12 protein-coding genes are annotated in these 13,744 nt (G+C 30.8%); 1 reads left to right on the top strand and 11 read right to left on the bottom strand.

The genetic code is table 11. From position 1 onward, the window contains the following. Window positions 1-273: 273 nt before the first annotated feature. The 10 genes from LG649_RS11150 to LG649_RS11105 form a co-directional block, all read right to left on the bottom strand. On the bottom strand, window positions 274-2,853 hold the full coding sequence (locus tag LG649_RS11150) for a DUF6923 family protein (protein ID WP_226543892.1): 2,580 nt from the start codon (window positions 2,851-2,853) through the stop codon (window positions 274-276). Between the two features lie 111 nt (window positions 2,854-2,964). Then, window positions 2,965-3,681, bottom strand: a complete 717-nt coding sequence (locus tag LG649_RS11145) for a LytR/AlgR family response regulator transcription factor (protein ID WP_226543891.1) — start codon at window positions 3,679-3,681, stop codon at window positions 2,965-2,967. Window positions 3,682-3,690: 9 nt separating this feature from the next. Next, window positions 3,691-4,008: an Hpt domain-containing protein gene (locus LG649_RS11140; protein ID WP_226543890.1), complete on the bottom strand. Its 318-nt coding sequence runs from the start codon at window positions 4,006-4,008 to the stop codon at window positions 3,691-3,693. Window positions 4,009-4,012: 4 nt separating this feature from the next. Continuing rightward, window positions 4,013-5,062 carry a sensor histidine kinase gene (locus LG649_RS11135; protein WP_226543889.1) on the bottom strand — a complete coding sequence of 350 codons (1,050 nt, stop codon included), beginning with the start codon at window positions 5,060-5,062 and terminating at the stop codon, window positions 4,013-4,015. Next, on the bottom strand, window positions 5,062-6,195 hold the full coding sequence (locus tag LG649_RS11130; RefSeq protein WP_226543888.1) for an FIST signal transduction protein: 1,134 nt from the start codon (window positions 6,193-6,195) through the stop codon (window positions 5,062-5,064). The genes LG649_RS11135 and LG649_RS11130 overlap by 1 nt, the downstream gene beginning before the upstream one ends. A 3-nt stretch (window positions 6,196-6,198) precedes the next feature. Next, window positions 6,199-8,178, bottom strand: a complete 1,980-nt coding sequence (locus tag LG649_RS11125; protein ID WP_226543887.1) for a PAS domain S-box protein — start codon at window positions 8,176-8,178, stop codon at window positions 6,199-6,201. After that, window positions 8,179-8,718: a heme NO-binding domain-containing protein gene (locus tag LG649_RS11120; RefSeq protein WP_226543886.1), complete on the bottom strand. Its 540-nt coding sequence runs from the start codon at window positions 8,716-8,718 to the stop codon at window positions 8,179-8,181. Next, on the bottom strand, window positions 8,715-9,131 hold the full coding sequence (locus LG649_RS11115) for a response regulator (protein WP_226543885.1): 417 nt from the start codon (window positions 9,129-9,131) through the stop codon (window positions 8,715-8,717). The genes LG649_RS11120 and LG649_RS11115 overlap by 4 nt, the downstream gene beginning before the upstream one ends. 230 nt (window positions 9,132-9,361) lie before the next feature. Continuing rightward, complete coding sequence (locus LG649_RS11110; RefSeq protein ID WP_226543884.1) at window positions 9,362-10,444, bottom strand: formylglycine-generating enzyme family protein; 1,083 nt, start codon at window positions 10,442-10,444, stop codon at window positions 9,362-9,364. Between the two features lie 102 nt (window positions 10,445-10,546). Beyond that, on the bottom strand, window positions 10,547-11,005 hold the full coding sequence (locus LG649_RS11105; RefSeq protein WP_226543883.1) for an RNA methyltransferase: 459 nt from the start codon (window positions 11,003-11,005) through the stop codon (window positions 10,547-10,549). 272 nt (window positions 11,006-11,277) lie between these two features. Between LG649_RS11105 and LG649_RS11100 the strand changes: the two genes are divergently transcribed. Next, window positions 11,278-12,609, top strand: coding sequence for a tyrosine-type recombinase/integrase (locus tag LG649_RS11100; protein WP_226543882.1), 1,332 nt, complete (start codon window positions 11,278-11,280; stop codon window positions 12,607-12,609). A gap of 1 nt (window position 12,610) precedes the next feature. Here the strand turns inward: LG649_RS11100 and LG649_RS11095 are convergent, their stop codons facing one another. Next, complete coding sequence (locus LG649_RS11095) at window positions 12,611-13,591, bottom strand: D-cysteine desulfhydrase family protein (RefSeq protein WP_226543881.1); 981 nt, start codon at window positions 13,589-13,591, stop codon at window positions 12,611-12,613. Between the last annotated feature and the right edge of the window lie 153 nt (window positions 13,592-13,744).

The following is a 13,744-nucleotide window of genomic DNA, read 5'->3' as shown; positions in this document are numbered from 1 at the left end:
TAAAAATATTGGTACTCTTAAAACAAAAGTTTAATTTTTAAAAGTTTGGCTAGCGTGTATAAATAAAAAAATGTTCTTGTTCATTTAACAGTTAAAAATTTCACTTTCTTTTCTGCAATTTTATTAAATAAACCTTATTTGTAGAATAATTACAATCGTAAAACATCTCTACTCTTAATTCATGAAAAATAGATATTACTCTAAAATTTAGAGTATAAAAAAAGACCAAAACTTAAAGCTTTGGCCTTTTCCACTAATTCAAATTAACAATAATTACTCTTTCATAAATGTTCCTGAATAAACTTGTTTTGCGCTATTAACTAATTTATACTTGTAAACTCCTTTTGATAATTTGGGTGCATTATATACAGCTTCTTTATTATTTACAGTTAGTATTTGTTCGTCTACAACTCTACCTAACATATCATAAACCTGAATGTTTACACTAGTTGATTCATTATCCTCTAGTTGAATTACCGTTCTATTTTTAAACGGATTAGGGTAAGATAACAAGGTATTTGCAGCTACTTCATTTGTGGATAACGACTGATTTACAGATGAAAAACTTACTTGCTTTAAGTTTAAACTTTTAGATTCTACCTGTCCGTGGTTTTCTGCTAACATTGTAAATACTATTGAAGTTATATCTGATGCATCAATACTATTTCCATTTAAATCTTTAAAATCATTAAATGAGATTGAATAGTTTTGTAAATTTTCTGTTAATGCAATAGTTGTTTTGTATTGCTGTTGCCAATCGGTTACACTTTCTTTAACTAATCTAATTATAACGTTTCCAGTTCCTTTAGCTTGAAAGTTTAAAGTCTCATAATTAGTTAAATCTAAAGCATTAAATTTAGGAGTTAATGCTCTGTAAACCGCTACATAGTCATCTATTTCTGCTTCAACATTTATATTACGCTCTACGGCAAAATCATTATCATTAAAGGTTTCTTCGTTTTCTTGAACGGTGTATGATAATACTTCTGTTCCAGAAGCAGCATCATCATAGCCCCATGGTCCATCAGACATAAATAAATCGTCTGGTGTAGCAATACCATCACCAATTCTAAACCCAATGTCAAATAAATTACCCGCATCAACTTCAAGCGAAGTAATAAAATTTCCATCTAAATCTATACTTGTAGTTACGTTTTCAACCGTTTCTGTTTCTGTAGCTCTTAAACCTCCATCAAACGCAACAGCATCGGTTCTGTTTGTATTAACAATTTGTAAATCTAATTTCCCGTTTCTGTAATTACCTTTTCTAACAAAAACTGTTGGTGGTGTAGAATTTGAATATCCTGAAATTGGTTGCTGTGCTTCAAGTAAATTTAAAACTTCATCACTTAGTGCTAATAGGTCATCTAATGAATTAGACCATATTTGAAAGTTGTAAAACCCAGCATTATCTGTGTATTTATCTAAAGTCCAATGACTTTCTATACCAAAATTAGCATCGTTATTTGTTGATGTTGCCGAAAAACTTAAGGCAAACTCTAAAGCACCTTCAGGATTTCTAATTAAAGCTCTTATAAAAGGTTGATCTTTTATTTGTAATGTTGATACTGATATTAATTCTGCTCCTAGTAATCTGTCACAGATATATTTTGTGTGTTCGTAAACGCCGTTTTCTGTTTCAAGTAATAAAATAGAAGCAATAGTTTCATCATTTTTTAAATAGTCTACAGAGTAAATGTCTACGGCATTGGTTATACCAATTAAATCTGAAGGAGTTGCCTCGATAACCTCATCTTCGTTTATAGTACCAAACGGAATAAAATCTCTTAAGGAAGCTCCTCCATTTCCTTTGCCTGTTTTTGTTTTACCATAAGATGTTGGCTTAACTAATTTTTTAGCTGTTGTTTTATTAAACTTATAGCTTGTTTTAGATCTATTAAAGTTTCTTTTAGATATTTGCTGTGCCAAACGGTTGTTACTTTCTAAACCGCCTTCGTTAGAACTAGAAGTACTTGTAACCTCGATAACTGGACATGATGCGTAACCAGAACATGACGGATCTTCACAATCTACTAAGCCATCTCCATCATCATCAATACCATTTGTACAATCTTCTTGTGGTACTGGAGCTGTAGGACAACGTGCCCCATCGTTTGAAGCACTAGAAGGCCCAAAAGCAAATAGATTAGACTCTATTACGTTTAAACCGTTTATATCTTGAACTGATTGTATAACATAAATTGTTCCTGTTTGGTTGGCAGACACATAAAAACGTCCTGATGCATCAAAATAAACGGCACCATAAGTGTAGGTTAAACCAGAAATTATAGGCACTACACCTAGGTTATTTACAATTCCTGTTTCTGCATCAATTCTATATAAAATATTAGTGTTTTTTTCAACAGTATACAACTTACCATCTACAGCATTAAATGCCCAATCATGAACATTTATATTCTGTGATAATGTTTTAGTTGCTAAATGCTCTCCATATGTTGCAGATTCTGGATTTACATCTATGGCGTAATATGTAGTCCCTCCGCCTTTTAAGTAGTAAATACCATTACTACTTACATCGCCTACATATCTATTACTAGTTGGTAGTTCATCTATGTAAAAAGTTGTGGTACTAAAATCTTTACCAATTCTAACTATGGTTTTTGCTGGTGTTTTTAAAGAGCCCCAAATATAACCATCAGCAGGGTTATAAGCTGCTGCATTTATATCTCCAGGTGTTACATCTTGAGCGACAAGATAAGAGTTTCCTGATGCTAAATCGACTGCATACACATCATTGTATTGAAACAAATATGCGTTATAATCGCAGTTAAATGGTTCTTGTGCATTAACCAGCGAACTGATTAAAAATAAAAAAAGTAAAGTTTTTTTCATGACATAAGTAGGTTTATATCACAAATTTAATCTTAAAACTCTTTTTGTAGGATTTTATTTCGGTTAATACAGTTTAACTGTAGATGAATGGTTTAAAACAAACGATGAAATTCACAAAAGATTTAAACGCTTCATTAATTCAGGACGATTAGAACGACTAACAGGGATGACATCTCGTTTGATTAGCACGCTGTTATCTTCTATATCTATTATTTTTTTTATGTTTATTATATAGGAACGGTGTACTTTTAAAAACAAATCGGGTGGTAATTTCTCTTCTATTTTTTTTAATGTAGAATGTACTGTATAATTTTTATCTTCTGTTTTTACTTGTATGTAGTCGCCTTTTGCCTCAATTAAATAAATACTAGGAATTTCAATTTTTATTAACCGCCTATCTATATTAATATATAAATGGTTATCTGTGTTTGCCTCACTTTCTTCTGGTGTGTCTGCGGTTGTATTATTTGTAACTTTAGTAAAAGCCTCTGCTTTTTGTATACCTTTATTAAAACGCTCTATGGTAATTGGTTTTACAAGATAATCTACAATACAACTATACTCAAAAGCTTGAATGGCAAACTGAGGATCGGAGGTTGTTAAAATAATTTTTGGTGGGTTTTTTATAGTTTCAATAAAATCGAAGCCCGTAAAATCAGGCATATGAATATCAAGAAATATTAAATCTACTTCGTTTTGATTTAAATATTTTATGGCCTGAATAGCATTAGAAAATTCACCTAAAACATTTATTGATGTGGTGCTAGCGCACAATTGATTAATGATGGCACGTGCGGTTAACTCATCATCAATAATTATACAATTCATAAATTTTTATTATAGTTGCTCTAAATAATCTGTTATGTTTTGTAGGATATTGTTAAACTCATTTTCAAGGTTTGTATTGCCCTCAACTAAGTTTTCTTCGTATTCCCTTGCAATTTCATAACTTTTTTCAAGCCCTAAAATACTAATTTTATGTTTAAGTTTGTGTACATTCTCTGCTGTTTCTTTTAATTGTTTAGCAGAAGCACTGTTATAATAAGCCTGTTTTTCTTGTGGAAACTCTTCTTTTATAATGTTAATTAACTTTTGTTCAAAAGCTTTGTCTCCTCCAGACATACTATGTATGTATGATAAATTGGGTTGTTCCATTTTTTTATTTTTTTATTGTAAAGAAAAACGTGGAGCCCTTACCTATTTCAGACTCTACCCATACTTCTCCATCATACATATTTACTATTTTTTTTACTACAGATAGCCCCATACCTATTGATCCGACCTTATTTTCTAGCTTCTGAAATGTTTTAAAAATTTTGTCAAAATATTGCGGTTCTATACCTTGGCCATTGTCTTTTACGTAAAATTGCCAGTAGTTATCTAAGTTTTCAAATCCTATTTCAACTAAGCCTTTCTTTTTATCATTAAAATTAATAGCATTTGATATTAAATTTTGAAACACTTGCTGAATTCTGTACATATCTGCTTTAATAAGCGGGAATTCTTGTTTTTTTACTATTGTAATATTTGATGGTATATTTAACCTTCCTAAAATTTCGTTTATTGCGTAATTGACATCTACATTATATTTTCCTGCCTGACTTTTTCCTATAGTGGAATACTCTAATATACCATTTATTAAGAGTTCCATTTTTTCAACATTGTTTCTTATTTGATAAATGGTTTCTCTATCGCTTTGGTTAAACACTTTTTGATTATCATCGTACAGCCAAACAATTAAAGTATCTATGCTTCGTAAAGGTGTTTTTAAATCGTGTGAAATCATGTGAGCATAATCGTTTAGCTCTTGATTTTGATATGATAATTCTTCTAAAAGTTTTTCGCGTTGTTGGTTTACTTCTACTACTTTTTGAGCCTGCTCATTTATAAATTCGGCTAATTTTAGGCCATCTAAATCTTTTAAATCAATCTCCTTTTCGTTAGATTGTTTTTTAGATTTAAGAGTTTCAAAAGCGCTATTTAATTTAGATATTACTTTTTTTTGAGCTTCTGTTTTCTTTTGCAGACTTTGGTTAGCTTTAAAAAGCTCGTCTGAACTTATTGTCATTGCTCGTTGCAACATTATAAACTGCTCGTCAAAATTATTGTATGAATGATTTACAGCAGAAATGAAAGCTTCAAGCTCTTTACTATTAGCCAGATCTTTATTTAAATATTTTCGAATTTGTCGTTTTAAAAGAGAATTCATTATTCGCTTATTAAAGTCACTGTCATGGTTTGATTATGTAACTGACAATTATTTTCTCCATTAAAAGGCGCTATTTCTCCATAGGAATAAAACCCAGAAATTACAGTGTTTTCTCCCACTACAGAAATTACTTCTTCTACTTCTTCTTCAACACGTTGGTCTAAAACTAACTTTCTACCAATACAACTAACTAAAAAGGCTATTTCTGGATTATTTTTACGATTTACTAAGGCTTGTTTGGCTGCTTGCTCTGATGCGTTTGCAATATTATCAACATTAGTCATCATAAGTTGTACTTTGGAGTTAACGGGTATGTCTCCAGCGAATATCATGGATTGATCTTCTTCATTTATGGTTAAAATTGTTCGAACAATAGAGTGATCTTCATTTTCAATTTTAACATTCATTGGATACAACAAAGCTGCTGCAGGTAAATCTTTAGACTTTTCACCTAAATATGTTTTATATAAATCTAGTGCGGGTAATCCATCTAACTCATAAAGTACATTACCTTCAGATTTTGTAACGGTTCGCTCTGGACCAAATGGTGTCCAGCCTCCAAATATGGAAAATGAAACCTCCAATGTATCGCCATAAAAACCAATAGCTACAATTTCTCCTTCTTTAGGGGTTTCGTTATATGATGCTAATGTTTTTTCAAATCTGGCTGCATCACCACATAAACCACCTGTAATTAAAACATTATTGTTTGTTCCCGAATTCATGCCTTTAGTAAGTTGGCTTCCGTTTATAAAGCTCCCTTCTGACACTATAAAAATAAACTTGAGATTTTCTGTGTTAAACTGTTTAACAATATCTTCTCCTGTTTTAAAGCTGTCTTCTGTTAAATTAGCTACATTGCTGGTTTTTATTTCGTAAGTGCTTTTTTCAAACTCTATTGCTGTAATTGTTACACTATTATCATCTACAGATTCTGCTGTTATATCTCCGCTAGTTGATGCAAAAACAATGTTTCCTGTTGGAAATATTTCTTTTACCTCTTTGTAAATAGTATCTTCTTCCAGTAAAAACCTATTACCAAATACTAAAACCAAAGGGTTATTTAAAGAAATTTTATCTCCTAAATATTCCCAATTAGTATTTTTTTGTTTTTTAAGTTGTGTAATTTTCATCCTCTATTTTTTTAAAGTAAAGTAAAAGGTTGTACCTATATTTGGCTCACTTTCTAGCCAAATTTCTCCTTCATGTAATTCAACTATTTTTTTAACTATTGAAAGTCCTACTCCTGTTGAATCTTTACGTTTATTTAAAGCGTGGAAAATTTTAAAAATTTTATCATGAAATTTCTTTTCAATTCCTACACCATTATCTTTTACTGAGAACACGAAATGTTCATCTTGTTTTTCTACATTAATTTCTACTAAACCTTTGTCTTTATCTATAAATTTAATAGCGTTACTTATTAAATTTTGAAATAATTGTTGAAGCTTAATTTTGTTTCCTTTTACCTCTGGCAAAACATTATTTACTTTAATTTCTACATGGTTTGGTTTATGCAGAATTTTTAGTAAATCTGTAACTAGGGTGTTTAAATTTACGAGCTTCATTTCCTCTTCATTAAACGTAATACTAGAGTATTCTAGAACATCTGTTATTAATTGTTCCATTTTTTCTAGAGTTGTTTCAATGTGGGCTATGTTTTGTAAACTAACTGCGTCTAGATTATCTTTATTATCTTCTTTTAACCAACTTACTAAGGCATTTATACTTCTAAGCGGAGATTTTAAGTCGTGAGACACTACATGTGCGTATTCGTATAACTCATCGTTACTTTTTTCTAATTTTTTTAGAAGATTTTCTTTTTGTAGTTGAAGGTTTTTTATTTGAGTTATATCAAATATAACTCCTATTGAACCTACAGTTTCACCTTTTAGGTTATAATTTGGAGCTCCGCTTATTAACACATGCCTAGTTTCTCCGTCTTTTCTAATAATTTTTAATTCGTAAGAGTCAATTTTACCTTTTTTTCTTTCAGCAATTTTTCCTTCAATTACTCTTCTGTCCTGGTCAAAGGTCATTAAATCTACACCTCGTTTGCCTATGAGTTCTTTTTCTGAATATCCTGTAATTTCAGTAAAACTATTGTTGGCCATCAAAATTTTATCATTTAAGTCTATTTCTATTAAACCTAAATTCATATTAGAAATGATGCTCGAGTACTTGTGTTTTTCTATTTCTAGACTTTTACTGTAATGCTTTCTTATGGTAACATCGCTATACTTCCATAAATGCCCCTTATAAATCCCATCTCTATAAATGGGAATAAAATCGCGCTCAAAAATTCTGCCGTCTGCCATTTGAAACTCTTCATTTAAAACAGCTTGTTTTTTTTGCAAAACTGCTTCAATATTTTGCATGAATTTTTCAGGATTTTTAAATAAGTGTTTTAATCTTCTTGCTGCTCTTGAGCAATCTACACCTACTAACTTTTCTGGTGAAATTGGGATATTAAAAAACTCACAAAACCTATTGTTTATAACTTTAATTCTACGATTTTCATCTTCTAAAAGCACACCTTCTTCTAAACTTAAAATTAAAGTTGCTAATCGATCTTCGGATTCTATAAGCTTTTCCTTTTCGTTTTTAGATTCGGTGATATCTCTAAATATACCGTGTGAAGCTATTGGTATTCCGTTATCGTATATAACACTTGCATTAATTTGAATTATTAGGCCTCTGTTGTCTTTTGTTGTTATATTAACCACTAAATCGCTTACCGAACCACCTTGTTTATATACTATATTAAATGCATTGTAAACATCTTCAAATTGGTCTGGCCTTACTAGCTCCATTAAATTGCAACTATCTTTGGTACTTTTTAAACCTAAAAGCTTTACAGCTGCAGCATTCATTTTTATAATATTTGCATCTACATCGGCAACTACATAAGCATCTACTATATGCTCGAAAACACCTTGAAGTTGAGAATCTGTTTTAGACCAAGTAGACTCTAAATGTGAATATGCTTTTGCTAGCTTTTGATTGGATTCGTATAACTCTGCAGATTTTTCTTCTAGAATTTTTTCGGCTTGTTTTCTAGCCGCCTTTTCTCGTTGAAGGGCACGTTCTAATATGTCAATTTTATCTTGACTCATTTAGATTTTATTGACGATAAACTTTACTTCGGTAGCAGCATCATTAAGTTTTTCAAACTCTATTGTTGATGCAGTGTTAAAATGTTCGAATGTTTTATTCATTAAACCTAAACCAAAAGCATGCATTGCTCTGCTAGATTTATATATTAAAACTAATTTGGTTGGTGTTTTTTCTAGAACTTGAAAGGTTGGTAACTCGGCGTCTGGATAAATTTTTCTAACTTCAACATGAATATGATTTTCTATTGAAGCTAACATTTCGATGGGATCTGAATACATTTGTAAAATTCCAGAATAACTTCGCTTTATTACACTAAAAAAATGTTCTGCATAAACTTGCAGTAGGTTGTCAATTGCAATATTAGTGTTTTCGCTCAACTTTGTTAAAAGCTGCAACATTTCTGAAAACTCGTATGTTCCTACAGAGGTGTAGATACCTTCAGATTTTAAGTTAGAGCTGGTTATTATTTTATCAACCATTTCTAACCCAAATTTTTCTTCAACTAAATCTAGAAACTCTGTAAAAACGATGCCTTTCAAAATACTTGCTTTAATTCATTAATACTCCAATATGCCAAGGTTGTTTGTAATTTTGTTACGTATTCTTCATACTTTAAAGGTTTTAAAATATAACCTGCAATACCTATTTTGTAACATTCTTCTAAATCTTTTTGATTTGAAGATGTTGTTAAAATAATAGTTGGTATATATTTTAAAACATCATCACTTTTTAAAATATTTAAAAATTCAATACCGTTTATTTTTGGCATGTTTAAATCTAACAAAATAATGTCAGGTAATTCGTCTTTTTTTTGTAAAATTTTTAAAGCCTCTTCTCCATTATTAGCTTCAATTATTCTATGTTTAAGATCTAGTGATGTTATTGCTCTATTCAATTTCATCACTTCAATCATATCGTCTTCTATTAACAATATATTCAATTTCTTGGCCATGGTCCCCATTATTAAATTAATCACCAACAAAAATAACAGGAATTGAATCTGAAAAATATGGTTTTCGGCAACTCATAGTTATCTGTAGATGAATGGGAGTTTAACATAGTTGAATGGTTTTACAGCCATTAATTATGAAGTCATGGCCTTAAAATACCGGTGTAAAAACTTACATATTAGATATTTAAAACACTACAAATCAGAAAACTAACCCATAAATAATAAATATTCTATTTTATCATGTTTAAAGTGGCTACAGTACGAAACCCTGAATGGTCGGAGCCTGAATCTGGACTTGAACCCATTCGAGCAGAGATTCTGAAGCTAGCACAATAAGATGCATGACATAAAAATGAACCTCCTTTTATTACATGCTCTTCTTGATAAGGATTACTAGGACTGTAACTTGTACTTGCTCCCGTAGGGTTTATTAATGGCTCGTTGTTACTAATTTGTTGGTAATAATTTACGTTAAATAAATCGCTAGTTAACTCCCAAACATTTCCCATCATATCGTACAAACCTATACTATTAGGTTCGAATGATTTTACCGGAGCAATAAGTTCAAATCCATCTTCTGATTGGTTTTTTATTGGAAATACACCTTGCCATGTATTTGCTTTTTGGGTTAATAGTTCTGGATTATTTCCCCAGGTATAAATATTATCTTTTAAATTTCCTTGAGCTGCAGCTTCCCATTCTGCTTCGGTAGGTAATCGTCTGTTCGCCCATTTACAATAAGCCAAGGCATCTTGATATGCAATGTGCACTACAGGATAATCATCTTTTCCTTCTATACTGCTTTCTGGACCTTCGGGATGTTTCCAGTTTGCTCCTATTTTCCATGTCCACCACTGGGTATAATTATCCATGGTTGCTACTTGATTTACATTTTTATTAAAAATTAAACTTCCTGGTTGTAATACAGAATCGTGTGGTTTAGGAGTTCCTGGAGGCAAATCTTTTTTCATTTCATCCCAAATTATTGGGCGTTCTGCTATTGTAATATAACCTGTTTCTTTAACAAACTTTTTAAACTGTTTATTTGTTACTTCGGTAATATCTATAAAAAAACCGTTAACAGTTACTTGGTGAGCTGGTTTTTCTCTAGGCATAGCGTATTTGTCTCCAGGTTTTGCGCCTTGTGTAAAGGTTTTACCCTCTACCCAAACCATACCTTCTGGTGCCTTTGGAACTTCAATTTTAACCAAATCATTTTCTTGATTATTGGAGTTTGATTTTTTTTTGCAGCTAAACAATAATGTAACTAGTAATATAGATATTGCGAGAGAAGTTATTTTTTTTGTATTCACGTATTAAATTTTAAAACAAATTACTTTTAACAAATATAATGATTGCCTGACTTTAGTGATTTGAATTCGTCTATTTTAACAGTATGCAAAAAAACACTTAACCTAACTCCTTGCTTTGTTGAGCTGCCTATCGTACATAACAATACTACCAGCTACTGAAACATTAAGGCTAAACTGCGACTTAAATTTAACTAAAAAATGAGATTTTTGAATAGCTTCATTAGTTAAACCATGATCTTCAGCACCTAATAAATACACACAGCGCCTAGGATGCTTGAATGATTCCAAGTTTTCTGCATTTTCATGAAGTTCTACACCAACTATTCTTGCTCCTTTGGGTAAATTATTAAAAAATTCTTCAAAATTTTCGTAATGAAAATATGGCATCGATTTTACTGCATTGTGTGTATCGCAAGCTTGTTTGGCATAACGATTACCTATTGTAAAAATAAAACTAGCACCTAAATTTTGAGCAGAACGCCATAACACACCTAAATTTTCTGGTGTTTTTCCATTTAATATCCCTATGCCAAAAAACTCGTTTACAAAGTTATTGTTCATTTTTTAAATAAGTTTATAAAATAAAAAAGCCAAATACAAATGTACTTGGCTTTTCTTAGTAGCGGGAACTGGACTCGAACCAGTGACCTTCGGGTTATGAGCTTAAAGGTATCAAGACAGTAAACACCTCATTCTCTAGTAAAACTTATGTTATTCACTACTTTACATTTTAAACGATAGCATTTAAATACAATTAAAATCAAATTATTCTGTACTTATTCTGTACTAACTATTTTAAAATTGATTATCTTTATATTCTAAGTTAAGTGATTATGGCGATTATTAAAATAGTACTTCGGAAAAATATGATTCGCAAAGATAAAACTATCCCACTTGCAATTCGTATTAGTGAAAATTATAAGACAAATTATAAATGGCTTGGACAGTATGTGCTAGAAAAAGATTGGGATAAAAATGCAGGAAGAGTAAAAAAAACACATCCAAACGCTAAAAAACTTAATAATTTTCTTTTAAAAAAACTTACTGAAGCTAATGATGTTTACTTCGATTCTAAAGACAAAATCACACCAAAGCAGGTCAAGTTAAAACTAAGAGGTGCTGGTGGTTCTAAATCATTTTTCAATGTTGCCTCAGGTAGAATTAAAAGCAAATATGAACGTGATGTATTTTCAGTTGCAAAATCTGAATTATCAATTTTATACAACTTAGAAGAATTTTTAAACCATAATAACTCACATGAAAAAAATGTAGTTATTAACGGAATTAAAGAACGTAGAAAGACACGAGTTAGTAAAGGAAGAAAAGGTGAGCATACTTTTATGGATTCTGTTGAACACTTTAAAAAGAATAAATCCTTGAAGTTTCAAGATATAAATGAATCTTTTTTGGATAGGTATAAAGATTTTTGTGCGGTCTATCTTGAACAAAAAACACGTACCATAACTAATCAACTCATATTTATCCGTACTCTTTTTAATAAGGCTATTAAAAATGGTATAGTAGATTCCAAATTTTATCCTTTCGGTGGTGAAAAAGAAAAAATTCGTATTGGCTCTAGTCATAAGATAGGTCTCATTGTAAACGAGGTAGAGCAGATTGAACTTTTAGAATTAGAACCTAACACCTCAATATGGCACACTCAAAACGTATGGCTATTTGCTTTTTACTTCGCTGGAATACGAATTTCGGATGCAATAAAATTAAAATGGTCAGATTTTAAAGATGGACGTTTGTTCTACGTAATGAATAAGAATGAAAAACCATTAAGTCTTAAAGTATCTGAGAAGGCGGAAGCAATACTAGAATATTACAAACAAGAAAAGGAAGCTAACAATAGCTTTATCTTTCCTTTCCTGAAAGATGTGAATCAATCTGATACTGAAGATATTTTTAGAAAAACTAGAAACGCAACTAAATTGCTTAACAAATATTTGAAGCGAATTGGCGATATGTGTGAAATTGACAAAAATCTTTCTAACCATATTGCTCGACATAGTTTTGGAAATATCGCTGGTAATAAGATTCATCCTAGAATGCTTCAGAAACTATATAGACATAGTGATTTAAAAACGACTTTAATCTATCAAGCTAACTTTATCCATGAAGAAGCTGATGATGCCTTAGAAGAAGTAATTAACTTTTAAGTTATTTTAAAAGTTCTTCGGAATAATAAAAATTTGCTGGTAAACCACCTGTATGCCAAAAGAGGACATTAGAGTTTTTTTCTATCTTATTACTTTTCAAATGATCTATCATTCCGTAAAAAGCTCTACCAGAATAAACAGGGTCTAACAATATACCTTCACTTTGAGCCAATTGTTTTATGGACATCTTTTCGTTTTGAGTAATTACTCCATAACCAGGTTTATCGTAATCCCTAATAAGTGTTGCATCTTTAATTGAGTATACTTTTTTAATACCTAATTCTTTTTGACCTTGATTAAGTATTTCTAAAACAACATCGTCTAATGTTTTATCTCCTAAACCAATTTTATCTATACTGATAGGCATTAAATTTATATCAAGATTATATAAATCCACACCAAGCTTAAGTCCTGCCTGTGTACCACCAGAGCTTGAAGCGAAGAAAATATAATCGATTTTTAAGTTCTTTTCTGAGAGTTGCTTCTTTAATTCTTTAACTGCATCTATAAAACCATAAGCTCCTAGCATATTCGAGCCACCATAAGGGATTTCATAAACATTTCTTTTCTGTACTTCTAAGTCTTGTTTTAATTTGATTATGTCCTCTCCTTTTCTATTATCTCCAGTAAAATGAATTTTGGCTCCTAATAAATGAGAAAGCAACAAATTACCATTGTAATTTTTAGGCTCTTTACCTCCTAGCAGTAAATGACATTCTAATCCAGATTTAGCACAAGCTGCTGCTGTTTGTCGGCAATGATTAGATTGTTGTGCTCCAGCAGTAATAATGGTATCACAACCTTTGCTTAAAGCCTCATAAATGAAAAATTGCAGTTTTCTTACCTTGTTTCCACCAGATGCCAAACCTGAGTTATCATCTCTTTTTATATACAAATTATAGTTTGGATAAACTTGAGATAAGTTATTCATTTTCTCCAAAGGCGTAGGGAAAAAACCTAGTTTATATTTGTTATTCAGCATTTTACGCTCTACTATTTTCAATTTACACTAAGATAAGTTATATTTATTACTCTCGAAATTTTAAGTTAAAATATTGTTGTACATGTGGTTATATGTTTTACTTAATACAAAAATATCGATTTGTCCCAGAATACACCTATGCTTCATCTATGC

Origin of the sequence: Neotamlana laminarinivorans, assembly GCF_020523925.1 — a bacterium.
In the GTDB taxonomy this organism is placed as follows: domain Bacteria; phylum Bacteroidota; class Bacteroidia; order Flavobacteriales; family Flavobacteriaceae; genus Neotamlana; species Neotamlana laminarinivorans.
The sequence above is the reverse complement of the archived record's forward strand: the minus strand, read 5'-3'. Positions and strand labels throughout refer to the sequence as shown.

Bases quoted from the DNA above. Each gene is read 5' to 3' on its own strand.
- LG649_RS11150 (WP_226543892.1), bottom strand. From the start codon at position 2,853: ATGAAAAAAACTTTACTTTTTTTATTTTTAATCAGTTCGCTGGTTAAT.
- LG649_RS11145 (WP_226543891.1), bottom strand. From the start codon at position 3,681: ATGAATTGTATAATTATTGATGATGAGTTAACCGCACGTGCCATCATT.
- LG649_RS11140 (WP_226543890.1), bottom strand. From the start codon at position 4,008: ATGGAACAACCCAATTTATCATACATACATAGTATGTCTGGAGGAGAC.
- LG649_RS11135 (WP_226543889.1), bottom strand. From the start codon at position 5,062: ATGAATTCTCTTTTAAAACGACAAATTCGAAAATATTTAAATAAAGAT.
- LG649_RS11130 (WP_226543888.1), bottom strand. From the start codon at position 6,195: ATGAAAATTACACAACTTAAAAAACAAAAAAATACTAATTGGGAATAT.
- LG649_RS11125 (WP_226543887.1), bottom strand. From the start codon at position 8,178: ATGAGTCAAGATAAAATTGACATATTAGAACGTGCCCTTCAACGAGAA.
- LG649_RS11115 (WP_226543885.1), bottom strand. From the start codon at position 9,131: ATGGCCAAGAAATTGAATATATTGTTAATAGAAGACGATATGATTGAA.
- LG649_RS11105 (WP_226543883.1), bottom strand. From the start codon at position 11,005: ATGAACAATAACTTTGTAAACGAGTTTTTTGGCATAGGGATATTAAAT.
- LG649_RS11100 (WP_226543882.1), top strand. From the start codon at position 11,278: ATGGCGATTATTAAAATAGTACTTCGGAAAAATATGATTCGCAAAGAT.
- LG649_RS11095 (WP_226543881.1), bottom strand. From the start codon at position 13,591: ATGCTGAATAACAAATATAAACTAGGTTTTTTCCCTACGCCTTTGGAG.